This is a genomic window from Streptomyces antioxidans (assembly GCF_000968685.2).
In the GTDB taxonomy this organism is placed as follows: Bacteria; Actinomycetota; Actinomycetes; order Streptomycetales; family Streptomycetaceae; genus Streptomyces; species Streptomyces antioxidans.
This window is the reverse complement of record NZ_LAKD02000120.1, coordinates 68,250-90,272: the sequence shown is the minus strand read 5'-3', so window position 1 is coordinate 90,272 and position 22,023 is coordinate 68,250. Positions and strand designations below refer to the sequence as shown.

Below are 22,023 nucleotides of genomic sequence, written 5' to 3'. Positions count from 1 at the left end.
TGACGTCCGCGACACCCCTACGCGCGACGTCCGTCCCGGACCCTGCCCCCCCGGGGTCCGGCGCCGCCCCGGCCCCCGCCTCAGCGGGGGCCGGGGCCGATCTGCAGGGTCATACAGGCGGGGAAGAGCCCGCTCCAGGTGTGCCCGCGCCAACTCTCGTACGTACCCGGGCGCTTCCACACCGGCAGGGCCTGATCCATATGGGCCCGGCCCTCGGGGAACCTCCCCTGTTCCATATAGGTGATCCCGATTTCATAGAGGGCGAAGCCCTCATGGTGGATGTTGCCCGTACGGCGGGCGTACTCCAGGCTCTCCTTGAAACAGGTCAGGGCGTCCTCGGGGCGGCCCAGGCCCCGGTGGGCCCGGCCGAGGTTGCCCAGGCCGACCACCTCGGCCGGCAGGTCCCCGGCCTCCCGGGCCAGGGCCAGCTGCCGCTCCTGCACCGTGATGGCCTCCTCGTACAGGCCCAGTTCGCACAGCGCGTCCGCGAGGTTGCACGCGGTGCGCAACTCGCCCTCCCGCTGGTTAAGTTCGCGCCAGATCTCCAGCGCCGACTCCAGGGCGGCCCGTACCTCGTCATAGCTGTGCTGCAGCCAGTACGCGGCGGAGAGGCCGTCCAGCGCCCATGCCTCGCTCTCCGGGTCGCCCAGGCGGCGGGCGGTCTCGAGGGCCAGCTCGTTGATCGTCTGGAGATCCTGGGCGTGGGCCCGGGGGAAGAGGAACCACTGGAGCGCCCGCGCCAGCCGCAGCCCCAGGCGCGCGATCGCCTCGGGCTGCGCGGGCTCGGCCGCCTGGGCGACGGCGGCCAGCAGATTGGGCAGCTCGTCCTTCAGCCAGCCCTCCGCCTCGTCCCGGCCGCTCAGCGGCACCGCCGGGCCGTCGGCCGGGTGCCGGGGCCAGGGCCGGAGCGGGTCGAGCAGGGTGACCGCCTGCTGGGCGGTGGCCGCGTAGCAGGACTGGGCCCGCTCCAGGGCCGCCGAGCGCTCCGCCCCGGTCTCCTCCTGCTCCGCCTGCTCCGAGGCGAACAGCCGCAGCAGATCGTGCATGTGGTAGCGGACCGAGTCCCGGCTCTCCAGGAGCTGGGCGTCGACCAGCCGCTCCAGCGCGTTCTCGGTGCGGTCGGCGGGCAGGTCAAGCAGCGCGGCGGCCACCGGCAGGCTCATGTCGTGCCCCTGCACCACGCTGAGCAGCCGGAAGGCGCGGACCGCGTCCAGATCGTCGGAGCGGCGGCCCAGCCGGAAGCCCTCGTAGCTCACCTGGAAGCTGACGCGGACGGCCAGATCGCCGAAGCGCAGCTCGTCCAGCCGGCCCCGGGCGTCGGTCAGCTTGGTGACGAGGGTGCGCAGCGGCCACGCGGGGCGGGCGGCCAGCCGGGCACCGGCGATCCGCAGCGCCAGCGGCAGCCAGCCGCACAGCCGGGTGATCTCCTCCGCCTCGGCTGGCTCGGCCCGCACCCGCTCCGCGCCCACGACCCGCTCCAGCAGCGCCACCGCCTGGTCCTGCGGGAGCACGTCCAGATGCAGATGGGTGGCGCCCTCCAGGGTGGTCAGCATCTCGCGGCTGGTGACCATCGCGGCGCAGCCCGGCCCGGCCGGGATCAGCGGCCGCACCTGGTCCACACTGGCGGCGTTGTCGAGGATCACCAGCAGCTTCCGGCCCGCCACCAGCGAACGGAACTGCGCGGACGCCTCGTCGGTGTCGCTCGGCACGTTGGAGCCGTCCACGCCCAGGGCGCGCAGAAACCGGCCGAGCACCTCACCCGGGTCCAGGGCCGACTGCCCGGCGGTCGCCCCGTACAGATCCACATAGAGCTGGCCGTCGGGGAAGCGGTCGGCGAGCTGGTGCGCGGCGTGAATGGCCAGGGTCGACTTGCCGACCCCGCCGGTGCCGTCGATGGCCGCGAGCACCACCGACCGGCCGCCCTCGCCCGCCTCCGGGTCCCCAGCCGCGTCCATCAGCGCCTGGAGCACCGCGACCTCGCCGTGGCGCCCGGTGAACGCGGGGCTGGCGGGCGGCAGTTGACGGGGCCCCCGGGGGGCCTTGCGGGCAGCGGCGGCCGGGCCGGACCGGTCCGCCGCCGGGGCGGGCGCGGCAATCAGGGAGGCGTCGGCGTTCAGCATCCGCTCGTGGAGGTCGCGCAGCGGCGGGGTCGGCTCGACCCCGAGCTCGTCGCTCAGCAGCCGGTGCAGCTCGCGGTAGGCGGCCAGGGCGTCGGCCTGCCGGCCGGACCGGTACAGCGCCAGCATCAACCGGCCACGCAGCTCCTCGCGGAACGGATGCTCGGCGGTCAGCGCCTCCAGCTCGCCCAGGACGGCCGTATGGCGCCCGCACCGCAGGTCTGCGTCGATCCGGGCGTCCACGGCCTGTAGCCGGCACTCCTGGAGCCGGGTGGCCTCCGCCGTCACCGCCGGGGTCAGGGGCACATCGGCGAACGGGGCGCCGCGCCACATCGCCAGCGCCTCGCGCAGCCGCTCCGCCGCGGTCTCGGGCGTCTCCCGGTCGAGTGCCCGCCGCCCCTCCTCGACCAGCTGCTCAAAGCGGTGGGCGTCGAACTCGGCGGCCTCCACCGACAGTCGGTAGCCCTGCGCCTTGTAGCCCTGCTTCTCGGTGATCAGGGTCTGCCCGGCCTCGTCGCCCAGGGTCTGGCGGAGCCGGGAGACATAGGTCTGCAGCAGCTTGGTGGCGCTCTGGGGCGCCCCGTCCTCGCCCCAGAGCTCGTCCAGGAGACGCTCGGTGGAGACGGTCTGGTTGGCGTGGCACAGCAGCACCGCGAGCAGCGTCCGCCACTTGGCCGGCCCCAGCGAGACCCACCCCTCGCCGGTGCGCAGCTCGAGCGCCCCCAGGACCCGGTATCGCACCCGTCCCCTTCCATCGGCTCGTCAACTGACCACTCCGCAACGGTTATACCTCCGATGTGGCCACGGCCGTGCATCGTTTCACCCGCCGGGAACAGGCCCGTGCCGGGTGCGGGCTTGCTCGGATGGCCGAAAATCGCCGCAGCGGGGCGGTCGCGGAGGCAGCGGGGGCCCTCGCGGAGCGGCCGGGGTCAGAACGGCCGGTCGCCCTCGATGGCGACGCGTTCGGCGACCCTGGGATGCGGGGCGTAGTCGTTGACCGCGTAGTGCTGGGTGGCGCGGTTGTCCCAGAAGGCGATGTCGCCCGGCTGCCAGTGGAAGCGCACCTGGTACTCCGGGACGTGCGCCTGCCGGCACAGGAAGCTCAGCAGCCGGTCGCTCTCCTCCCGCTCCAGCCCGGTGATCCGGGTGGTGAAGGAGGTGTTGACGAACAGCATCCGCCGGCCGGTCTCCGGATGGGTGCGCACCACCGGGTGCTCCACCGGCGGGAACATCTCCTGGAACGGGGCCAGTCGCTCCGGCCCGTAGAAGCGGACGAAGCCGGGGATGACGTCATGGACCGCGGTGGCGCCGTCGATGCGCTCCTTCACCTCCGCCGGGAGGTTGTCGTACGCCGCCGCCATGTCCGCCCACATGGTGTCCCCTCCCACCGGCGGCACCTCGCGCAGCTGGAGCACGGCGCCGAGCGCGGGCCGGGTGCGGAAGGTGACGTCGGTGTGCCAGACGTTCTCGAAGGTCGGGGTGGTGCCGGACGCCTTGTCGAAGCGGACCACGTCCTCGCTGGAACCGGCGGCGAGCAGCGGATTGGTCTCCAACTCGCCCCAGTTACGGGCGAATTCGCGCTGCTGCTCCGAGGTGAGGTGCTGGCCGCGGAAGAAGATCACCTTCCACTCCAGCAGGGCGCGGTTCAGCTCCTCGCGCAGCGCGGGCTCCAGCGGCCGGGAGAGGTCCAGGCCGCGGACCTCGGCGCCGATGACGCGTCCGAGCGGCACGATCTCGAACCGCTCGTACGGACGCTCCTCCCAGCCCTCGGGCAGCCGCCGCAGCACGCGCGCGCCCTCGTACATGCCGTCCGGCGGGATGGTGGCTTCGCGCAGGGTCGTGGGCGGGGTGTCGACGACGGTCATGGCGTCTCCTCATGCGTGACGGCGGACAAAGGGGCAGGCGGGGGCGGGGAGGTGCCCTCGTGCCGCGGGGATGACCACGGAAGCGTCGTCCTGAGCGCCGCGATGTCCGGAACGTCATCGGCAGGAGGATGACCGGCGATCGCGAGAGGAATGACCGGCGTGGCTTCGGGGCGCGGGGGCGGTGGCCGCGGGACGCGGAGAGTCCCGGTTAGAGGCCCGAGCGCTCACACCCGGTCCGGTCCGGGGCGCGTAGGAGTCCCGTCGCGTCGAACCGGTGCCTGATCATGGCCGCAATTGTGGGATCCGCCCCGGCGAGCTGTCAACGGGGAGTGCGGTACGTGTACGGAGGTGACCGCTCACCCGGCGGTGCGCTCAGGGGCTGGGGCGGGCGGCCAAGGCGGTGCGCTCACGGGGCTGGGACGCGCACCAAGGCGGTGCGTTCAGGAGGCTGAGGCGGTCGCCAAGGCGGTGCGGGCGCGCTCGACCAGGGCCCGGCCCGCCGGGCCGCTCGGGCCGTCCGCCCGCCAGGCGAAGGCCAGCCGCCCGCGCAGGACCGGCCGCTCGATGCGGACCGACCGCAGCCGGTCCGACCGCGCCTCGGCGAACGCACCGGGCAGGATCGCCGCACCCAGCCCCCGCTCGGCGAGCTGCGCCAGCACCTCAGGATCGCTGGCCTCGAAGGCGATGTGCGGGGTGAAACCGGCGGCCGTGCACGCCTCGTCGATCCGGGTGCGCAGCCCCGTACCGCGCGGCAGGCTGATCAGCGCACGGCCCCGCAGGGTGTCCAGCGAGATGGCCGAGTGCACGGCGAGCTCGTGGCCGGGGCCGACGGCGGCCACGATCGGCTGATCCGTGATCACCTGCAGCTCGACCCCGGCCGGGGTCGAGCCACCCACGCTGACGATCGCGGCGTCGAGCCGTCCCGTGCGCAGGCCCTCGAGCAACTCGTCCGAAGTGGCTTCGGTGAGGGTGATCTCCACCGCCGGGTGGGCGTCGTGGAACTCCGCGAGCAGCCCCGGCAGATCCACGCTGTGCGAGGTGACCGTACCGACCGCCACATGCCCGCGCAGCAGCCCGGTCAGCTCGTCCACCGCGAGCCGGGCGCCCGCCACCGCCGCGAGCGCCGCCCGCGCGTACGGGAGCACCGCGGCGCCCGCCTCGGTCAGCCGCACCGAGCGGCCCGAGCGGTCAAGCAGCCGCTCGCCCAGCTCGCGCTCCAGGCGGCGGATCTGCGCGCTGACCCCCGGCTGCGCCACGCGTACCTTCTCCGCGGCCCGGGTGAAGTTCCGCTCCTCGGCCACCGCCACGAAGTACTCGAGCTGCCGCAGTTCCATAAGCGATGATTCTAGCAACCAGACCAACCATCTCTTGGACTTCTGATCGCGCCCGCCGGAGGGTGGAGGTGGAGAAAGGAGTCCACCATGACCGAGACCCGTACCCGCGCCACCACCCCCGAGGATCTGGCCCGGCTGTTCGTGGAGCGCGCCAACGCCGGGGACGCCGAGGGGCTGGCCGAGCTCTACGAGCCCGACGCGGTGCTCGCCTACCCGCCGGGTGCCACCACCGTGGGCCGCGAGGCGATCCGCGCCGTCTGCGAGCGGATGCTGGCGCACGCCCCGGGCCCCTTCCGGGTGGAGGAGGCGCTGCCCACCGTCCGCCACGGCGATCTGGCCCTCACCTCGACCCGCCCCGCCGACGACACCGGCGGCCGGGTGCAGGTGGCCCGCCGCCAGCCGGACGGCACCTGGCTGCGGATCATCGACCGCCCCGAGATCCGTTCCGAGACGCACTCCGAGGACCGCCCCGAGGCCGGAGCCGAGTGATGGGTGTGCTCATCGCCGGGGGCGGGATCGGCGGGCTGGCCACCGCCCTGAGTCTCCACGCGGCCGGGGTCGAGACGGCGGTCGTCGAGAGCGCCCGCGAGATCCGGCCGCTCGGCGTCGGGATCAATCTGCTGCCGCACGCCGTGCGTAAGCTCATCGAACTCGGCCTCGGCGATGAGCTCGCCGCCATCGGTGTGGCCACCGCGGAGAACGTGTACTGCGACCGGTTCGGCAGGCGGATCTTCACCGAGCCGCGGGGCACGGCCCAGGGCTACCGCTGGCCGCAGTACTCGGTCCACCGCGGGGAGCTCCAGCGGCTGCTCCTCGCGGCGGTCCGCGAGCGCCTGGGCGCGGACGCGGTCCGCACCGGGGCGCGGGTGGTGGGATCCGACGACGCGGGGCGGCGGGAGGGCGTACGCGTACGGGTCCTCGACCGGGCGACGGGGACGGTCGGGGAGACGGCCGCGCGGGCGCTGATCGGCGCCGACGGGCTGCACTCCGCGGTCCGCGCCGCGCTGCATCCGCAGGACGGCCCGCCGCTGTGGTCGGGCATCCGGATGTGGCGGGGCACCACACCGGCCGGGCCGTTTCTGACCGGGCGCTCGATGGTGATCGTGCGCGACGGGGACGCCGAGCTGGTCGCGTATCCGATCGGCGGCGGCCGGGTCAATTGGGTCTGCCAGGTGCGGATGTCCGAGCCCGGGCCGCTCACCGGGGACGCGGCCTGGAACCGGCCGGGGCGGCTCGCCGATGTGCTGCCGTACTTCGCGGACTGGCGGCTGGGCTGGCTGGATGTGCCCGGTCTGCTGACCGGCTGCGGCGAGATCCTGGAATACCCGATGGTGGACCGGGAGCCACTGCCGTGGTGGGGGAGCGGCCGGGTGACCCTGCTCGGTGACGCCGCGCATCCGATGTATCCGGTGGGGGCCAACGGCGCGTCCCAGGCCGTGGTGGACGCCCGCGTCCTGGCCCGCGAACTGGCACGGGCGGACGGTGTGCCCACCGCTCTGGCCCGCTACGAGACCGAGCGCCGCGAGGCGACGGCGGCCGTCGTACGGGCGAACCGGGCCATGAACCGGGCAGGCGCCCGGACCCCCGAGGAGCTCGCCCGAGTCACCGACACCTACCGGGACACCACGGGAGGCGATGTGCGCACGCTCAACGCCCGCGCCTCCCTGAGCTGCCGGTGACCCCTCCGACCTGCGGGGCAGTACGGCACCCGGACCGGGTCCGGGCCGCATTCCACGGCGCCGGCCCGGCCCGGCCGTTGGGCCCGGCGCCAGCGTTGGCGCCCGTCTGACGCCGCGCTTAGCGTGGACAGCAGACAGCGGTTTTCACGAGCAGCGGTCTTCACGAGAAGGTCCGACGCGAACCGTGTGTGCCGGACCACTCCTGGTGCGGGAGGTCGGGAATGGACTCCGTCTCCTTCCTTCTGGTGGCCGTCATCCTCACGGCACTGGCCTTCGACTTCACCAACGGCTTCCACGACACGGCCAATTCGATGGCCACGTCCATTGCCACGGGGGCGCTGTCGCCCCGGCTCGCCGTCCTCGTCGCCGCGGTGCTCAACCTGGCCGGGGCCTTTCTCTCCACGGAAGTGGCCAAGACGATCTCCAATGGCATCGTCAACGACGCCAAGGTCTCCCCGGTCATGATTTTCGCGGGGCTGATCGGGGCGATCCTGTGGAATATGATCACCTGGCTGGCCGGGCTGCCGTCCAGTTCCTCGCACGCCCTGTTCGGCGGGCTGATCGGCGCGGTGTGGGTGGGCGCCGGGGAATCCGCGGTGCGCTTCACCGCGATCGTCGAGAAGATCGTGATTCCGGCGGTCGCCTCACCGGCGGTGGCCTGTGTGGTGGCCATGCTGGCGACCTACCTCGCGTATGTGATCACCCGCCGCGCGGCCGCCCCCGTGGCGCGGAAGGGTTTCCGCGCGGGACAGGTGGGATCCGCGTCCCTGGTGGCCCTCGCCCACGGCACCAACGACGCGCAGAAGACGATGGGGGTCATCACCCTCACCCTCATCGCCGGTGGTGTGCTCGGCCACGGCTCCGGGCCACCGTGGTGGGTGGTGCTCAGCGCCGGTCTGGCGATCTCGCTCGGCACCTATGTCGGCGGGTGGCGGATCATCCGGACCATGGGCAAGGGGCTGACCGACATCCAGCCGCCTCAGGGCTTCGCCGCCGAGACCAGCGCCACCGCGGTGATCCTGGCCTCCTCCCACTTGGGCTTCCCGCTGTCCACCACCCAGGTGTGCACGGGCAGCATCCTGGGCGCCGGACTCGGCCGCAGGCTGGCCCAGGTGCGCTGGGGGATCGCCGGTCGGATCGCGGTGTCCTGGCTGCTGACCCTGCCGGCGGCGGCGGCCGTTGGAGGGGTGGCGGCCTGGGTGGCGGGCCGGGGCAACGCGGGGGTGGCCCTGGTGGCGGGTGTCGCCGTGGCCGCGGTGGTGGGCTTCTACGTGCTCTCCCGCCGTCGCCCGGTGAACCCGGACAACGTCAACGAGCCGCGCGTCCCCGAGTCCGCCGAGCACACCCTGGACACGACCGTCTGACCCGGATGCGAAGCGCGGCGAGGAGCTGATCCGTATGGGCACCACCTGGGGGACGATCGGCGGGGTCTTCGGGGTCAGCCTCGGGGTCACCGTCCTGGTCGTCGTGATGTTCTCCCTCGGCGTCACCGCCTGGGCCCGCTCCGGTGGCGGCGCACAGCGCCGCGGGACGCGCCGCGGCCGTCTCGACACGGTGGCGGCCGCCGCGGCGGTGGTGTGCTTCGCCGCCTGCCTGGCGATCGCCGCCTATGGAATCGAGCTGATCATTCCCGGCTGAGCCCGCTTGCGACAATGGAACGCCACCGAGCACCGCCCCGCACCGCGGTGCTCTCGTCGACGCGGGAGACCACGCACGATGTCAGATCCGACCGAACCCCCCTCCGCCACGGCCCAAGCCCCCGCCGGCCCGGCCGCCGCGGACCGCCACGCCCTGCGGGCCGACTGCGCAAGCTGTTTCGGGCTGTGTTGTGTCGCCCTACCCTTCGCGGCCTCCGCGGACTTCGCGATCGACAAGGGCGCGGGGGAGCCCTGCCGCAACCTCCGGGCCGACTTCCGCTGCGGTATCCACTCCCGGCTGCGTGAGGAGGGCTTCCCCGGCTGCACGGTGTACGACTGCTTCGGCGCCGGGCAGAAGGTCTCCCAGCTCACCTTCGAGGGCCGCGACTGGCGGCGCCACCCCGGAACGGCCCCCGAGATGTTCGCCGTCTTCTCCGTCATGCGCCACCTGCACGAACTGCTGTGGTACCTCACCGAGGCGCTGGCCCTGCCGCCCGCCCGGCCCGTCCACGGCGCCCTGCGCGAGGCGTTGCGGGAGACCGAGCGGCTGACCCTCGGCAGCGCCCCGGAGCTGGGGGAGCTCGATGTGGCGGCCCACCGTGACCGGGTCAATCAGCTGCTGCTGCGCACGAGCGAGCTGGTACGGGCCCGGATCCCGGGCAAGAAGAAGAACCGCAGGGGAGCCGATCTCATCGGCGCCGACCTGAGGGGAGCCGATCTGCGGGGCGCCAACCTCCGCGGCGCCCGTCTCATCGCGGCGAACCTCACCCGGGCCGATCTGACGGCGGCCGACCTGATCGGGGCCGACGTCCGCGACGCCGATCTGACCGCGGCCGACCTGCGGGGAGCCGTCTTCCTCACCCAGGCCCAGCTGAACGCGGCCAAGGGCGACAGCGCCACCCGGCTGCCGCCGGCCCTCACCCGCCCCGCCCACTGGTGACCCCGCCGCGCCACCGTGCGGTGTGCGACCCTGGCTGCCATGTCCGACACCGCCGACGCGCCCGTGATCCGCAGCGATGAGCCCGGATCGTTCGCCCGGAGTGTGCTGGCCGAGCGCCATCCCGCACTGATCGAGAAGGTGCGCGACGCCTTCCCGTACGGCCCCGGGCAGCACCGCGCGCTCGACGCGCTGCGGGACAACGCCGCCGGGGGCACCATCGCCCCGCTCCAGCCCACCGCGTACGACCACGACCGGTGGGCGGTGTGGGGCCGGGAGCACTTCGGCAGGTCCTGGTTCGACGTGCCGTTCCTGTGGGCGGAGAGCTACTTCTACCGTCGGCTCCTGGAGGCCGTGGGCTATTTCGCGGACGGCCCCTGGCGGGGCGTCGACCCGTTCCGCCCCTTCAAACAGGCCGAGTTGGACACCCCCGAGACCAAGGCCGAACTGGCCGCGCTCGACGACATCCTGCACGGGCCCGCCGGGGAACGGGCGGACGCGCTGGTGCACGGCTCGCTCTGGGGCAACCGCGCGGACCTGGGCTTCCGCATCTCCACATCGGGCGCGGACGCGGGCGGCGCCGACACCCCGCCACTGGTCGCGGACGACTCGGAGGCGCTGTGGTCGCTGCTGCCCGTCGGCTCCCCGGCCACGCTGTGCGTGGTGGCGGACAACGCCGGGCGGGAGCTGTTGCCCGACCTCGTCCTCATCGACCATGTGCTCCACCACGGGCGCGCCGAGCGGGTGGTGCTCCAGGTGAAGCCGTATCCGTACTACGTCTCCGACGCCACCACCGAGGACGTCGTCGACTGTCTGCGCCGTCTGGTGCGGGCGGAGGGCGCCGCGTCCGCGGCCGGTGGACGGCTGTGGGCCGCCATGGGCGACGGGCGGCTCACGGTGCGGGCCCATGACTTCTTCCGCGCCCCGCTGCCGTACCAGGAGATGCCCGGCGATCTGCGGAGCGAGTTCGCCGGGGCCACGCTCACCGTGATGAAGGGCGATCTGAACTACCGCCGTCTCGTCGGCGACCGGCTGTGGCCCCCGACCACCTCCTTCGCCGAGCGCACCGGGTACTTCCCCGGCCCGGTGGCCGCGCTGCGCACCCTGAAGTCGGATGTCATCGTCGGCCTCGACGAGCGGACCGTGGCCGCGCTGGACGCTCGTGAGGACCACTGGCGCACCAGCGGTGCCCATGCGCTGATCCAGGTACGGCGGTGAGGTGCGCTCCCCCCGGTCCGGAGGGCCGGGGGGAGCGCGGTGGTCCACTGACCGTCGTCGGTCCGCGTCCCGGCGTCAGCCGCCGATGGCGTTGATGCAGGTGCTGCCGATGCCGACATCACCGGTCGGGGCGGCCGCGGACGTGACGGTCGTCGTGCCGGTGGCGGTGTCACAGTCGTTGGTCTGGAAGATGAAGCTGGACAGGTTGAAGGTGGTGGGAATGTCGGCGCCTCTGTCCGAGCCGTGGCCGTGGGCGGCGGCGGTGCCGGTGCCGAGGAGCACCAGGGTGCCGGCGGTCGCGGCCAGCAGGGCGGCCTTCTTCGCGATCTGCATGGTTTCCTCCGTGGGGGGTCGCGGAGCGGGATGTCTGACGACCCGATTTAACGGAGGGGGCCCGGGGGAATCCGGGTAAGCACACCGGAGAGTGGCCCGTTCGGCGTACCAACCCATCGGGCGAACGGGCGCGCGCTTCTTCCCCGCCCGAAGCACCCGCACTCCTCCCGCCCTTCAGGGGCGGAAGGAGCACGGTCGGCCGGTGACCGTGGTCGTCGGCCTCCGTTCCGGTGTCAGCCGCCGATGACGTTGACGCAGGTGCTGCCGAGGTCGAGCTCACCAGTCGCGGCCGTCCCGGATGTGACGGCGGTGGTACCGGTGGCGGTGTCACACGTGTTGCTCTGGAAGATGAAGCTGGACAGGTTGAAGGTGGTGGGAATGTCGGCGCCTCTGTCCGAGCCGTGGCCGTGGGCGGCGGCGGTGCCGGTGCCGAGGAGCACCAGGGTGCCGGCGGTCGCGGCCAGCAGGGCGGCCTTCTTCGCGATCTGCATGGATTCCTCCGTGTCGGGTCGCAGAGCCAATGCTCTGACGACCCGATTTAACGAAGGGAGTCGCCGGAAAATCTGCTCAGCACACCGGAGGGTGAGCCATCCGGCGTAGGTAATCGCCCTCAGATGAGCGCATGGCGGTCGGGCGCGTCCCTCCGGCGGTCCGCGGTCCGGAAGGGGCTGTCGGTGGCGGATGGCAGTATCGGCCCCGTACGCGGTGCGCCCCAGGAGCCCCCGTACGCGGTCCGTCCCAGGAAAGTGAGCCCTCGCATGGTGCCATCTCCCCGTGAACTCGCCGATCTGCCCTTCGCGGACCATCTGCGGCCGTTCGACGGGGACTTGGCGGAAGGAGGCGACTACGACACCGTCCATCTGGACGGTGGCTCCTTCGACGGGGCCGTGTGCGACCACGCCCGGTTCCTCGAGTCCGCGTTCTCCTCGGTGACCTTCACCGGGGGCCGTGGCCGCGGCGCCCGGTTCAATGAGGTGTGGCTGGACGGGGTGCGATGGGTGGGCACCGATCTGGCGGACACCGACTGGCTGGACGGTGAGCTCAACGGCTGTGTGCTGGCCGGTCTTGAGATGTTCTCCGCGCGGCTGCACCGGGTGACCTTCCACCGGTGCAAGCTGGAGTCGGTGAACCTCCGCACCGCCACGCTGCGGAACGTCACCTTCGTGGACTGTCTGCTGCGCGATGTGGACCTCGGCGGCGCGGGGCTGGCGGAGGTGGTGTTTCCGGGGACGGCGCTGGAGGGCGTGCGGTTCGGCAGGGCGCGGATGGCGAAGGTCGATCTGCGCGGGGCCACCCGGCTGGACATCGCCGATGGACATGACGCGCTGGCCGGCGCCACCATCGGCGGCGGGCAGTTGCTGGAGCTCGCGCCGATGCTCGCCGACGCCCTGGGGATCACGGTCCGGGACGGCGGGGCCGCACGGTGAGCCCCGGTGTCCCACGGCGGCCGGGGCTCACCGCGGGTGCGCGCTATCGCCTGCGGACCGCGCCGCGGATGAACGCCGCCTGTCCCGCATGCTGCAGATCGTCCGCGATCACACTGACCAGCCGGACGCCGAGGGTCACCGCCGGGGTCCACCGCTCGTCCACGATCCGGTCGAGATCGGAGTCGCGCAGGCCGCGCACGAACGCCAGGGTGTTCTCGTGGACGGCGTGGTAGTACCCGGCGAGCAGTTCGGCGTCCGCCCGCACCGCCGCCACATCCTTGCTCCGGTGGCCGTAGCCGGTCGCCTCGGGCGGGAACGGCAGGTCGAACCGCTCGGCCCAGCCCTCGGAGGTCCACAGCTGTTCGGTGCCCGCCGCGTCGGCGATGTGATCGTCCTGGATCCGGGTCAGATGCCACACCAGCCAGGCGATCGAATTGGCCCCGCCGTCGAGCCGTACGGCCAACTCGTCCTCGGAGAGCCCGGCCACGGCCGACTCCACCTCCTCGCGCACCCGCTCGAAGGCGTCGGCCAGCAGATCGACGCTGTTCATTGGCGGCTCCCTCGCTCGTGGTCGGCTCCCGGCCATGGTCGCACCCCGCGGCCCCGGCCGCGGGGCGCCGACTCGCCGGAGGCGGTTCATACGGGTGGGACGAGGGTGAAGCGGCGCCGGTGGTGAGCCGTACGCCGGGCCTGCGCTATCTGTCCGACGAGGTGTTCCCGACCATGGTGTGAACAGCCCACGGCCCCTATCGTGACATGCCATGAGAGACCAACTGCGCTTCGCCCCGGCAAAGTTGGCCGCGGCGGCCACGGTCACCGCCGTGCTCCTCACCGGATGCGGCGGCTCCGACGAGGGCTCCGGCGCCGGGGGCGGGCCGGAGAAGAAGACGATCACGGTGGCCGGACTGCCGCTCGCCGATGTGGCCGCCCTGCACATCGCCATGGACCGCGAGCTCTTCGAGAAGGAAGGGCTGAACGTCCGCGTCCAGCCGGTCCAGCAGAGCGTCCAGGCCCTGCCCGCGCTCGCCCACGGCCAGGTGGACATCATCGGCGGCGCCAACTTCGTGACGTTCCTCCAGGCCCGCGAGAAGGGCACCCTGGCCACCCGGGTACTGGCCGAGGGCGCGCGCAACGCCCCGCACATGATGGATGTGCTGGTGCCCGCCGACTCCAAGATCAAGGGGCCGCGGGACCTCGAGGGCAAGAAGGTCGCGGTGAACATCCTCAACAACATCCAGTCGCTCACCCTCAACGCCACCCTCGCCAAGGCCGGAGCCGGCCGGCCCGCATACCGTCAGGTGCCCTTCCCGCAGATGGGCTCGGTGCTGGAGCGGGGCCAGGTGGACGCCGTGCACGCCGCCGAGCCCTTCGCCACCGCGCTCAAGCGCGAGCTGAAGGCCCGTACGGTGCTCGACGGCAACGCGGCGCCCGTCGCGGGGCTGCCGCTCAGCGGCTATGTCACCACCGACGCCTTCATCGACAAGTACCCCAAGACCGCCGCCGCCTTCCGGCGCGCCATCTCGGCCGCCCAGGCCGTGGCCGCCAAGGACCGCGGCGCCGTGGAGAAGGCGCTGCCCGGCTATACGAAGATCAAGCCGGAGGAGGCCGCCGCCATCGGCCTGCCCGACTACCCGGCCACCTCCAGCGCCGCCCAGCTGAAGCGGCTCATCTCACTGATGCGGGCGCAGAAGCTGCTCACCAAGGACCTCGACCCCGCCGCCGTCCTCTACCAGCCCGCCGAGTGAGCCCCGCGACGGCCGGGCCAGCCAGCCGGAAGCGCACCGGGCGGGCCAGGAACGCGCTGCTCGGCGCCGTCGGTGTGCTCGTGGCCTTCGCCGCCTGCGAGGCCCTGGGCCGCTCCGGGATGGTGCGGAGCGCCTTCCTGCCACCCGCTTCCGAGGTGCTGGTACGGGCCGTGGAACTCGGCGGCGACACCGCCTTCCTGAACGGCGTCGGCGCCACCCTCGAGGCATGGGCCACCGGGCTCGCCCTCGCCTGCGCCCTCGCCATCCCCCTCGGGCTGCTGCTGGGCAGCGTGCCGACGGCCGCGCAGGCCGCGCGCGTACTGATCGAATTCCTGCGCCCGGTGCCCTCGGTGGCCCTCATTCCCCTGGTGTCGCTGCTGCTCGGCGCCGGCAGCGAGACCACGGTCGCCCTCGTCACCTACGCATGCGTCTGGCCCGTGCTGTTCAACACCGTCTACGGGCTCGGCGAGACCGATCCGCTGGCCGAGGACACCTTGCGCGCCTTCGGCTTCGGGCGGCTCGCCGTGCTGCTGAGGGTCGGTCTGCCGTCGGCCGCCCCGTTCATCGCCGCCGGGGTGCGCATCGCGGCGGCCACCGCCCTGATCCTCGCCGTGGCCAGCGAGATCCTGGCCGGATTCGGCGAGGGACTGGGCATCTTCATCGCCCAGGCGGGCATGGCCACCGACGGCACCCGCGATGTGCTGGCCGGAGTGGTGTGGGCGGGAGCGTTCGGCCTCGTCATCAACCTGGCGCTCACCGCGGTCGAACGGCGGCTGTTCCCCTGGGCGCCCGAGCACCGCCGGAGCCGCCCATGACCACGCCCCCGGGCACCGCGGGGAGCCGCCCATGACCGCGTCGGTCACCCCGCCCGGCACCGCACGACGGCTGCCCCGGGCCCTCGCGCTGCGGCTCGGCGTCCCGTTGGTGGCGGTGGTGCTGTGGCAGCTCGCCGCGGGGGCTCACGGCAGCGTCTTCTTCCCGACGCCCGCCCGGATCGTCGGGCACGGCCATCACCTGTGGTTCTCCGGCCCCGCCGAACGGGCGTTCCTCACCGACGCGGCGGTCCGCGATCTGCTGCCCAGCCTCGGCCGGGTGCTCGCCGGGTTCGCCCTCGCCGCGGCCGGTGGCATCGTGCTGGGGCTCGCCCTGGGGCGCTCGCGCACCCTGTACGCGCTGTGCGATCCGGTGCTGCAGTTCGCCCGCGCCGTGCCCCCGCCCGCGCTGGTGCCCGTCTTCGTCGTGGTCTTCGACCTCGGTACGCCGATGCAGCTCGCCTCCATCGTCTTCGGCGCCATCTGGCCCGTACTGATCAACACGGCCGAGGGGGTCCGCGGTATCGACCCGCTGCGGCTGGACGTCGCCGCCACCGTGCGGATGCGGCCCGCCGAGCGGATCGTGCTGCTGTATCTGCCCGCCGCGCTCCCGCGCATCTTCGCCGGGCTGCGGCTGAGCCTGTCGCTCTCGCTCATCCTGATGGTGTTCTCGGAGTTGCTGCCCGGCACCGCCGACGGCATAGGCTTCTCGCTCACCGATGCGCAGACCCGCTCCGATCTGCTCACGGTGTGGGCGGTGATGGTGCTGCTCGGTGCGCTCGGACATCTGCTCAACAGCGCGCTGCTCGCCGTCGAGCGCCTGGCTCTCGGCAGACACCGCGCGGCGCACCGCATCTGACCACCGGTAAGGCGGCGCACCGCACCTGACCACCCGTAAGCAGCACACGTCCCCATCCAGCAGAGGCTGGACCCGCCCCCACACCCAGCAGAGGAGGTGGCCCCATGGCCGGGCCCACCGCCCACCCCCCGACCACCACGGTCCGCGAGGCGGTACTGGCACTGTGCCGCGCCACCGGGATGACGACCGTCTTCGGTAACCCCGGCTCCACCGAACTGCGGATGTTCCGCGACTGGCCCGAGGACTTCCGCTATGTGCTCGGCCTCCAGGAGTCCACCGCCGTCGCCATGGCCGCGGGCCACGCCCTGGGCACCGGGCGGGCGGCGCTGGTCAGCCTGCACTCCGCCGGAGGAGTGGGCCACTCCCTGGGGGCGGTGTTCAACGCCTACCGGGACCGGGTGCCCGTGGTGATCATCGCGGGGCAGCAGTCCCGTGCGCTGCTGCCGCTGCGGCCCTTCCTCGGCGCCGATGAACCGGCCAGGTTCCCGCGCCCGTACGTGAAGTTCAGCAGGCAGCCGGAGCGGGCCGCCGATGTGCCCGCCGCGCTCGCCGAGGCCCACCGCGTCGCCATGAGCCACCCCCGGGGCCCGGTCTTCCTCTCCGTACCGGAGGACGACTGGGACCGCCCCGCCGAGCAGGTCGCCCCGCGCACCGTACACGGCGGCTACACCGCCGACCCCGCCGCGCTCACCGGCCTCGCCCAGGCACTCGACGCCGCGGCGCGCCCCGCGCTGGTCGTCGGGCCGGGCGTGGACGACGAGGGCGCCGTACGGGAAGTGGCCGGACTGGCCGAGCGGCTGCGGGCCGCGGTGTGGATCAGCCCGCTCTCCGGGCGCTCCGGCTTCGACGAACGCCACCCGCTCTTCCAGGGGTTTCTGCCGCCCGTCGCCGACCAGCTGGCGGAGCGGCTGGCCGCCCACGACGTGGTGGTCGCGCTCGGCGCCCCGCTGTTCACGTACCACGTGCACAGCGAATCCCCGCCGCTCGCCGACGGCACCGAGCTGTACCACCTCGACTGCGACCCCGCGCAGGCCGCGTGGCTCCCGGTGGGCACCAGCATCGTCACCACCCTCCGCCCCGCCCTGCGCACCCTCGCCGATCTCGTCCGGCCCGCCGACCGGCCCGCGCCACCGCCGCGACCCGCCCCCGAACCGCTGCCGGTCACGTCGACGGAGGAGATCTCCCCCGAGCTGGTGATGGACCTGCTGCGCGAGCGGCTGCCCCGGGACACCGTGCTGGTCGAGGAGGTCCCCAGCCACCGCGACGCCCTCCACGCCCGCCTGCCCATCAGCGGCGAGGGCCGCTTCCTCACCACCGGCAGCGGCGCGCTGGGCTGGGGGCTGCCGCTCGCGGTCGGCCGCGCCCTCGCGGACGGCGAACGAGTGGTGTGCGTCGTCGGCGACGGCTCGGCGCTCTACTCGGTGCAGGCCCTGTGGACCGCGGCCCGCCACCGCGCCCCGGTGAGCTATGTCCTGCTCGACAACGGCGGTTACAGCGCGGTCAAGGCGCTGGGTCACCGCATCGGCATCGCGCCCGTGCCGGGCACCGATATCGGCGGCATCGACTTCGCCGCGCTCGCCGGGTCCTTCGGCTGCCCGGCCGAACGGGTGGAGCACCCCGGACACCTCCCCAAGGCCCTCGACCGGGCCCTCGCCCTCGGCCGTGACGACGGCCCCCTGCTGCTCCAGGTCCGGGTCCCAGCCGATGACTCCCAGGCGTACGAGCCCTGGGCCCGGTGAGGCGGACATGCTGCGGATCGACCGTCTCAGCCATCGCTACGGCGACGGCCCCGATGTGCTCCGGGACATCGAACTCACCGTCCCCGACGGGCAGTTGCTCACCCTCGTCGGCCCCTCCGGCTGCGGCAAGTCCACTCTGCTGCGCTGTGTCGCTGGCCTCCTCCGCCCCTCCGCCGGGCGGATCACCCTGGACGGGGAGGTGGTGGACGGCGTCCCGGACCGGCTCGGAGTGGTCTTCCAGGACTACGGCCGCTCGCTCTTCCCCTGGCTCTCGGTGCGGGAGAACGTCGCCCTTCCGCTGCGCCGGCGCGGACTGCCCCGCGCGGAACGCCATGCGGCGGCGGTGGCCATGCTGGAGCAGGTGGGCCTGGCCGACGCCGCCCGCCACCACCCCTGGCAGCTCTCGGGCGGCATGCAGCAGCGTGTCGCGCTCGCCCGCGCCCTGGCGGCCCGGCCCGCGCTGCTGCTGATGGACGAGCCGTTCGGCGCGCTGGACGCCCAGACCCGGGAGGACCTGGAGGATCTGCTGCTGCGGCTGCACCGGGCCGAGGGAATGACGATCCTGCTGGTCACCCATGACATCGACGAGAGCGTCTATGTGGCGGACCGGGTGGTGGTGCTGGCTCCGGGGCCGGGCCGGGTGCGGGCGGACCTGCCGGTGGCGCTGCCCGCCGAACGCGACCAGATCGCCACCCGGGGGCTGCCGGAGTTCATCGCGCTGCGGACGGAGGTGGGGCGCGCGGTACGCCAGGGGGTAACCACGCCCCCAGCCCCTGGCACCTGACGTCACGTCAGCCACCTCGCGTGAGGGAGCCCCGCCGCAGCGGACGAATCTCGGCCGCTTTCGGTGGAATGCCCTCGGTGAGCCCTCGGCGGAAGGGAAAGCGGTGGCCACGGGGACTCTTTCGGTCACCCGTTCACCACAACGCACCCCACGCTGGATGCGGACCATTGCACACCAGCCGTACACTGAGGACGCGCTATGGACAGAAACGGACACCGTGATGTCACCGAGGTTCCGTTCCGGCCCTCCGTGGGAGCCTCGCCGGGAGCGGCGGTCCTGGACCTCCCCGGACTCGCCGCCCGCGCCCGGAGCCACGGCCTCGATGTCCACGCCCCGATGCGGCTCGCCTTCCACCAGCTGATCACCGTGCGCTCCGGGACGCTGCGCTGCTCGGTGGACTTCACCGAGCACGAGCTGACCGAGGGCGGCTGGATGTGGGTGCGCCCCGGGCAGATCCAGCAGTTCCGTTCCGCACTCGGCGCGGCGGAGGGCGCCGCCGTGCTCTTCCCGCCCGGCTATCTCGGTGCCGCCACCGCCACGGTCGCCCGGCTGGACCGGCCCGCGTCGCGGTCCCCGCTGATGGTGCCCGAGGGCGCCGACGCCGAGGCCGTCCGTGGCGTCCTGGACCTGCTGGAGAGCGAATACCGGACGATGGCCGGGCCGCTGGAGGCGCATGTCGAGGTGGTGCGCCACCTCGTCGCCGTCCTGGTGCTGCGGCTGGCCCAGCTGCCCGGCGCCCGGGGCGGGGACGCGGCGGGCAGCGCCGCGTTCCGCCGCTTCCAGCGGGCCGTGGAGCGCGACTACACCCGCACCCACCGGGTGGAGGACTACGCGGACCGGCTGGGCTACAGCGTCCGCACGTTGACCCGGGCCACCCGCGCCACCGTGGGATGCGGTGCCAAGCGGTTCATCGACGACCGGGTGCTGCTCGAGGCCAAGCGGCTGCTGGTGCACACCGATCTGTCCGCCACGGCCATCGGCGAGCGGCTGGGCTTCCCCGACGCCACCGTGTTCACCAAGTTCTTCCGGCGGCGCTCGGGCGAGACCCCGGCCGGGTTCGGCACCCGCGCCTCGGGCGCCCGGCGCTGACGGCCGAGCGCCATGGATGGTGCGGCCCGAGTGCCGCGGGTGGTACGGCCCGGGCGTCATGCGCGGTGGAGAAACGCACCGCGCGCCCGCCCGGCGGGGAAGCCGGACGGGCGCGCGACGGAGGGCCGGTGGCGGAGGCTCAGCCCGCCGAGAGCGCGGGGTCGCTCACCCCCGCACGGCCGGTCTCCACATGCCCGGCCAGACGGCGCAGATAGCCGCTGTCCTGGTCGGAGTCCACCGACAGGTCGTACCACCGGTGGCTGCGCCCGGTCCGCGCGGTGTGCACCACCCGCGCCCCCGGCCGGAGCCGGTAGCTCACCGGCTTCTCCTGCTGGTAGTTGTCGGTGACGGTGAGCCGCACCGCCGTGTCGCCCCGGTTGGCCAGGGTCAGCACGACCTCACCGGTCGCCCAATCGTGACGGGCACTCACCTCGGGGCCCTCGCCGGTGGCATGGCCGGTGAAGTGGCGCAGAAAACCGGCCGGACCGTGCACCTGGAGGTCATAGCCGCCGTTGTCCGCCGAGGAGCGCTGCCAGCTGCCGGACAGCCGCTTGCCCGCCTCGACGGTGTAACCCCACGGACCGCCCTCATGGCTCGTGGAGGTCACGTGGAAGTGTGCCGCGGTGGACTTGCCGTGGTGGTCGAAGTCGATCCGCAGTTCGCCGTCGGCCCCGGTCGTGGCGTCGGCCGACAGGTCGTACGGCAGTGGCCTGGCACGGCGCAGCCCGGGCTCCTGCCGGGGCAGCGAGGGGTTCGCCGGGGGCGTCGGTATGTAGTCCGGGTGCCGCTCGCCGTCCTTGGGCCGGTAGCCGCTGGTGTCCGGCAGGGCCGGGACCTTCACATCGGTCAGGGAGAAGTCGAAGGCCCCGGTCAGATCGCCGCACACCGCGCGTCGCCACGGCGAGATGTTCGGCTCCTCGACGCCGAAGCGCCGCTCCATGAGCCGGATGACGGAGGTGTGGTCCAGGGTCTGCGAGCACACCCAGCCGCCCTTGCTCCACGGCGACACCACCAGCATCGGCACCCGCTGCCCCAGCCCGTACGGGCCCGCGGGCTGGGAGGAGGAACCGGCGTACAGCTCCCCGGTGGTGTCCACGGTCGAGGCGCCCCGCTGGGCGGCGGGCGCGTACGGCGGCACCACATGGTCGAAGAAGCCGTCGTTCTCGTCGTAGGTGATGAGGAGCGCGGTCCTGCTCCACACCGCGGGGTCGGAGGTGAGCGCGTCCAGCACCTGGGCGAGGTACCAGGCGCCGTAGTTGGCGGGCCAGTTGGGGTGCTCGGTGAAGGCTTCGGGGGCCGCGATCCAGGAGATCTGCGGCAGCTTCCCGCCCCGCACATCGGCCCGCAGGACGTCGAAGAGGCCGTCGCCGTTCTTGGCGTCGGTTCCGGTGCGGGCCTTGTCGTACAGCGGGTCGCCGGGCTTGGCGTCGCGGTACTGGTTGAAGTACAGCAGCGAGTTGTCGCCGTAGTTGCCGCGGTAGGCGTCGTCGATCCAGCCCCAGCCGCCCTCGGCGTCGAGCCCGTCGCCGATGTCCTGGTAGATCTTCCAGGAGACCCCGGCCTCCTCCAGGCGCTCGGGGTAGGTGGTCCAGCCGTAACCGGCCTCCGCGTTGTCCAGCACCGGGCCGCCGCCCTTGCCGTCGTTCCCGGTGTAACCGGACCACAGGTAGTAGCGGTTGGGGTCCGTGGAGCCGATGAGCGAGCAGTGGTAGGCGTCGCAGACGGTGAAGGCGTCGGCCAGCGCGTAGTGGAACGGAATGTCCTCACGGGTCAGATACGCCATCGTGGTGGCCGACTTGGAGGGCACCCACTTGTCGTACGCGCCGCCGTTGAACGCCGCATGGCCGTCGCCCCAGCCGTGCGGCAGGTCCTGGAGGAACTGCAGCCCGAGGTCGTTCACCTCGGGGCGGAACGGCAGCACCTCCTTGGAACCGTCGGACTGGTGCCACACCGGTTTGCCGCCCGGCAGCCGCACCGGCCGCGGATCGCCGAAGCCCCGTACCCCGCGCAGGGTGCCGAAGTAGTGGTCGAAGGAGCGGTTCTCCTGCATCAGCACGACGATGTGCTCGACGTCCCGCAGGCTTCCGGTCCGGCGGTTCGCCGGAATCTCCGCGGCGCGGGCGATGCTGGCGGAGAGGAGGGACATGGCCGTGCCGGTACCGGCAAGTTGCAGGAATCGTCGACGGTCTATGGAGGTCATGACGCTCCGGTCTCCTGTGGCGTTCGAAGGGAAGCGGGGAACCGGTGCAGTCTCTTCCGCCGAGCCGGTACGGACAACGGCACGTGGGCGAAACGGCGGGAAAGCCTCCGTAAATATTGACCGTGGGCCGGATCCTTGTCGCGGGCCCACCCACATGCCCAACCGGCCACGCCTCTTGGCCGATGTGATGGACGACTGTGATGTACGCCGCACCGGCAGTACCGGCATCCGTGGACACGAACTCCGTT

At 73.0% G+C, this 22,023-nt stretch carries 20 protein-coding genes; 13 read left to right on the top strand and 7 right to left on the bottom strand.

All coding sequences use genetic code 11. From position 1 onward, the window contains the following. Positions 1-80: 80 nt before the first annotated feature. The 3 genes from VT50_RS34370 to VT50_RS34360 all read right to left on the bottom strand — a co-directional run bounded on the left by VT50_RS34370 (position 81) and on the right by VT50_RS34360 (position 5,316). Entirely contained in the window at positions 81-2,858 is a 2,778-nt protein-coding gene (locus VT50_RS34370) for an AfsR/SARP family transcriptional regulator (RefSeq protein ID WP_046086331.1), read from the bottom strand. Between the two features lie 188 nt (positions 2,859-3,046). Next, positions 3,047-3,982 carry a TauD/TfdA dioxygenase family protein gene (locus VT50_RS34365; RefSeq protein ID WP_107424945.1) on the bottom strand — a complete coding sequence of 312 codons (936 nt, stop codon included), beginning with the start codon at positions 3,980-3,982 and terminating at the stop codon, positions 3,047-3,049. 440 nt (positions 3,983-4,422) lie between these two features. Beyond that, entirely contained in the window at positions 4,423-5,316 is an 894-nt protein-coding gene (locus VT50_RS34360; protein WP_046086332.1) for a LysR family transcriptional regulator, read from the bottom strand. An 87-nt stretch (positions 5,317-5,403) separates the two neighbouring features. Between VT50_RS34360 and VT50_RS34355 the strand changes: the two genes are divergently transcribed. The 6 genes from VT50_RS34355 to VT50_RS34330 all read left to right on the top strand — a co-directional run bounded on the left by VT50_RS34355 (position 5,404) and on the right by VT50_RS34330 (position 10,787). Then, positions 5,404-5,805, top strand: a complete 402-nt coding sequence (locus VT50_RS34355) for a YybH family protein (RefSeq protein WP_046086333.1) — start codon at positions 5,404-5,406, stop codon at positions 5,803-5,805. Next, positions 5,805-6,995 (top strand): flavin-dependent oxidoreductase, encoded by a 1,191-nt coding sequence (locus tag VT50_RS34350; RefSeq protein WP_046086334.1) that lies wholly within the window; start codon positions 5,805-5,807, stop codon positions 6,993-6,995. Before VT50_RS34355 ends, VT50_RS34350 begins: the two co-directional genes overlap by 1 nt. A gap of 221 nt (positions 6,996-7,216) precedes the next feature. Further along, on the top strand, positions 7,217-8,359 hold the full coding sequence (locus VT50_RS34345; protein WP_046086335.1) for an inorganic phosphate transporter: 1,143 nt from the start codon (positions 7,217-7,219) through the stop codon (positions 8,357-8,359). Between the two features lie 34 nt (positions 8,360-8,393). Next, on the top strand, positions 8,394-8,633 hold the full coding sequence (locus VT50_RS34340; RefSeq protein WP_046086336.1) for a hypothetical protein: 240 nt from the start codon (positions 8,394-8,396) through the stop codon (positions 8,631-8,633). Positions 8,634-8,711: 78 nt separating this feature from the next. Beyond that, positions 8,712-9,572, top strand: coding sequence for a pentapeptide repeat-containing protein (locus VT50_RS41095; RefSeq protein WP_046086337.1), 861 nt, complete (start codon positions 8,712-8,714; stop codon positions 9,570-9,572). A 39-nt stretch (positions 9,573-9,611) separates the two neighbouring features. Further along, the gene (locus tag VT50_RS34330) at positions 9,612-10,787 is read left to right on the top strand and encodes a damage-control phosphatase ARMT1 family protein (RefSeq protein WP_046086338.1); all 1,176 of its coding nucleotides are present in this window, start codon (positions 9,612-9,614) and stop codon (positions 10,785-10,787) included. Positions 10,788-10,862: 75 nt separating this feature from the next. Here VT50_RS34330 and VT50_RS34325 read toward each other — a convergent pair whose 3' ends face one another. Both VT50_RS34325 and VT50_RS34320 read right to left on the bottom strand, forming a co-directional pair. Further along, positions 10,863-11,120, bottom strand: coding sequence for a hypothetical protein (locus VT50_RS34325; protein ID WP_053048573.1), 258 nt, complete (start codon positions 11,118-11,120; stop codon positions 10,863-10,865). A gap of 233 nt (positions 11,121-11,353) precedes the next feature. After that, positions 11,354-11,611 carry a hypothetical protein gene (locus tag VT50_RS34320; RefSeq protein ID WP_053048574.1) on the bottom strand — a complete coding sequence of 86 codons (258 nt, stop codon included), beginning with the start codon at positions 11,609-11,611 and terminating at the stop codon, positions 11,354-11,356. A gap of 267 nt (positions 11,612-11,878) precedes the next feature. On the opposite strand from VT50_RS34320, the gene VT50_RS34315 reads away from it, so the two are divergent. Further along, positions 11,879-12,547, top strand: a complete 669-nt coding sequence (locus VT50_RS34315; RefSeq protein WP_046086339.1) for a pentapeptide repeat-containing protein — start codon at positions 11,879-11,881, stop codon at positions 12,545-12,547. A 43-nt stretch (positions 12,548-12,590) separates the two neighbouring features. On the opposite strand, the gene VT50_RS34310 is transcribed toward VT50_RS34315, so the two are convergent. Next, a complete protein-coding gene (locus tag VT50_RS34310) occupies positions 12,591-13,097 on the bottom strand; it encodes a mycothiol transferase (RefSeq protein WP_046086340.1) in 507 nt (168 codons plus the stop codon). A 211-nt stretch (positions 13,098-13,308) separates the two neighbouring features. On the opposite strand from VT50_RS34310, the gene VT50_RS34305 reads away from it, so the two are divergent. The 6 genes from VT50_RS34305 (at position 13,309) to VT50_RS34280 (ending at position 19,575) form a co-directional block, all read left to right on the top strand. Continuing rightward, positions 13,309-14,292, top strand: coding sequence for an ABC transporter substrate-binding protein (locus VT50_RS34305; RefSeq protein WP_206269529.1), 984 nt, complete (start codon positions 13,309-13,311; stop codon positions 14,290-14,292). Beyond that, on the top strand, positions 14,289-15,107 hold the full coding sequence (locus tag VT50_RS34300; RefSeq protein ID WP_078840716.1) for an ABC transporter permease: 819 nt from the start codon (positions 14,289-14,291) through the stop codon (positions 15,105-15,107). Before VT50_RS34305 ends, VT50_RS34300 begins: the two co-directional genes overlap by 4 nt. 31 nt (positions 15,108-15,138) lie before the next feature. Continuing rightward, positions 15,139-15,963 (top strand): ABC transporter permease, encoded by an 825-nt coding sequence (locus VT50_RS34295; protein ID WP_046086342.1) that lies wholly within the window; start codon positions 15,139-15,141, stop codon positions 15,961-15,963. Positions 15,964-16,067: 104 nt separating this feature from the next. Beyond that, positions 16,068-17,702 carry a benzoylformate decarboxylase gene (gene mdlC / locus VT50_RS34290; RefSeq protein WP_046086343.1) on the top strand — a complete coding sequence of 545 codons (1,635 nt, stop codon included), beginning with the start codon at positions 16,068-16,070 and terminating at the stop codon, positions 17,700-17,702. Between the two features lie 7 nt (positions 17,703-17,709). Further along, positions 17,710-18,486 carry an ABC transporter ATP-binding protein gene (locus VT50_RS34285; RefSeq protein ID WP_046086344.1) on the top strand — a complete coding sequence of 259 codons (777 nt, stop codon included), beginning with the start codon at positions 17,710-17,712 and terminating at the stop codon, positions 18,484-18,486. Positions 18,487-18,684: 198 nt separating this feature from the next. Then, positions 18,685-19,575: a helix-turn-helix transcriptional regulator gene (locus VT50_RS34280; RefSeq protein WP_046086345.1), complete on the top strand. Its 891-nt coding sequence runs from the start codon at positions 18,685-18,687 to the stop codon at positions 19,573-19,575. Positions 19,576-19,714: 139 nt separating this feature from the next. On the opposite strand, the gene VT50_RS34275 is transcribed toward VT50_RS34280, so the two are convergent. After that, positions 19,715-21,775, bottom strand: a complete 2,061-nt coding sequence (locus tag VT50_RS34275; protein WP_046086346.1) for a phosphocholine-specific phospholipase C — start codon at positions 21,773-21,775, stop codon at positions 19,715-19,717. Between the last annotated feature and the right edge of the window lie 248 nt (positions 21,776-22,023).

Bases quoted from the DNA above. Each gene is read 5' to 3' on its own strand.
- VT50_RS34275 (WP_046086346.1), bottom strand. From the start codon at position 21,775: ATGACCTCCATAGACCGTCGACGATTCCTGCAACTTGCCGGTACCGGC.
- VT50_RS34310 (WP_046086340.1), bottom strand. From the start codon at position 13,097: ATGAACAGCGTCGATCTGCTGGCCGACGCCTTCGAGCGGGTGCGCGAG.
- VT50_RS34295 (WP_046086342.1), top strand. From the start codon at position 15,139: ATGACCGCGTCGGTCACCCCGCCCGGCACCGCACGACGGCTGCCCCGG.
- VT50_RS34280 (WP_046086345.1), top strand. From the start codon at position 18,685: ATGGACAGAAACGGACACCGTGATGTCACCGAGGTTCCGTTCCGGCCC.
- VT50_RS34360 (WP_046086332.1), bottom strand. From the start codon at position 5,316: ATGGAACTGCGGCAGCTCGAGTACTTCGTGGCGGTGGCCGAGGAGCGG.
- VT50_RS34355 (WP_046086333.1), top strand. From the start codon at position 5,404: ATGACCGAGACCCGTACCCGCGCCACCACCCCCGAGGATCTGGCCCGG.
- VT50_RS34340 (WP_046086336.1), top strand. From the start codon at position 8,394: ATGGGCACCACCTGGGGGACGATCGGCGGGGTCTTCGGGGTCAGCCTC.
- VT50_RS34345 (WP_046086335.1), top strand. From the start codon at position 7,217: ATGGACTCCGTCTCCTTCCTTCTGGTGGCCGTCATCCTCACGGCACTG.
- VT50_RS34350 (WP_046086334.1), top strand. From the start codon at position 5,805: ATGGGTGTGCTCATCGCCGGGGGCGGGATCGGCGGGCTGGCCACCGCC.
- VT50_RS34285 (WP_046086344.1), top strand. From the start codon at position 17,710: ATGCTGCGGATCGACCGTCTCAGCCATCGCTACGGCGACGGCCCCGAT.
- mdlC (WP_046086343.1), top strand. From the start codon at position 16,068: ATGGCCGGGCCCACCGCCCACCCCCCGACCACCACGGTCCGCGAGGCG.
- VT50_RS34315 (WP_046086339.1), top strand. From the start codon at position 11,879: ATGGTGCCATCTCCCCGTGAACTCGCCGATCTGCCCTTCGCGGACCAT.
- VT50_RS34365 (WP_107424945.1), bottom strand. From the start codon at position 3,982: ATGACCGTCGTCGACACCCCGCCCACGACCCTGCGCGAAGCCACCATC.
- VT50_RS34330 (WP_046086338.1), top strand. From the start codon at position 9,612: ATGTCCGACACCGCCGACGCGCCCGTGATCCGCAGCGATGAGCCCGGA.
- VT50_RS41095 (WP_046086337.1), top strand. From the start codon at position 8,712: ATGTCAGATCCGACCGAACCCCCCTCCGCCACGGCCCAAGCCCCCGCC.
- VT50_RS34305 (WP_206269529.1), top strand. From the start codon at position 13,309: ATGAGAGACCAACTGCGCTTCGCCCCGGCAAAGTTGGCCGCGGCGGCC.
- VT50_RS34325 (WP_053048573.1), bottom strand. From the start codon at position 11,120: ATGCAGATCGCGAAGAAGGCCGCCCTGCTGGCCGCGACCGCCGGCACC.
- VT50_RS34320 (WP_053048574.1), bottom strand. From the start codon at position 11,611: ATGCAGATCGCGAAGAAGGCCGCCCTGCTGGCCGCGACCGCCGGCACC.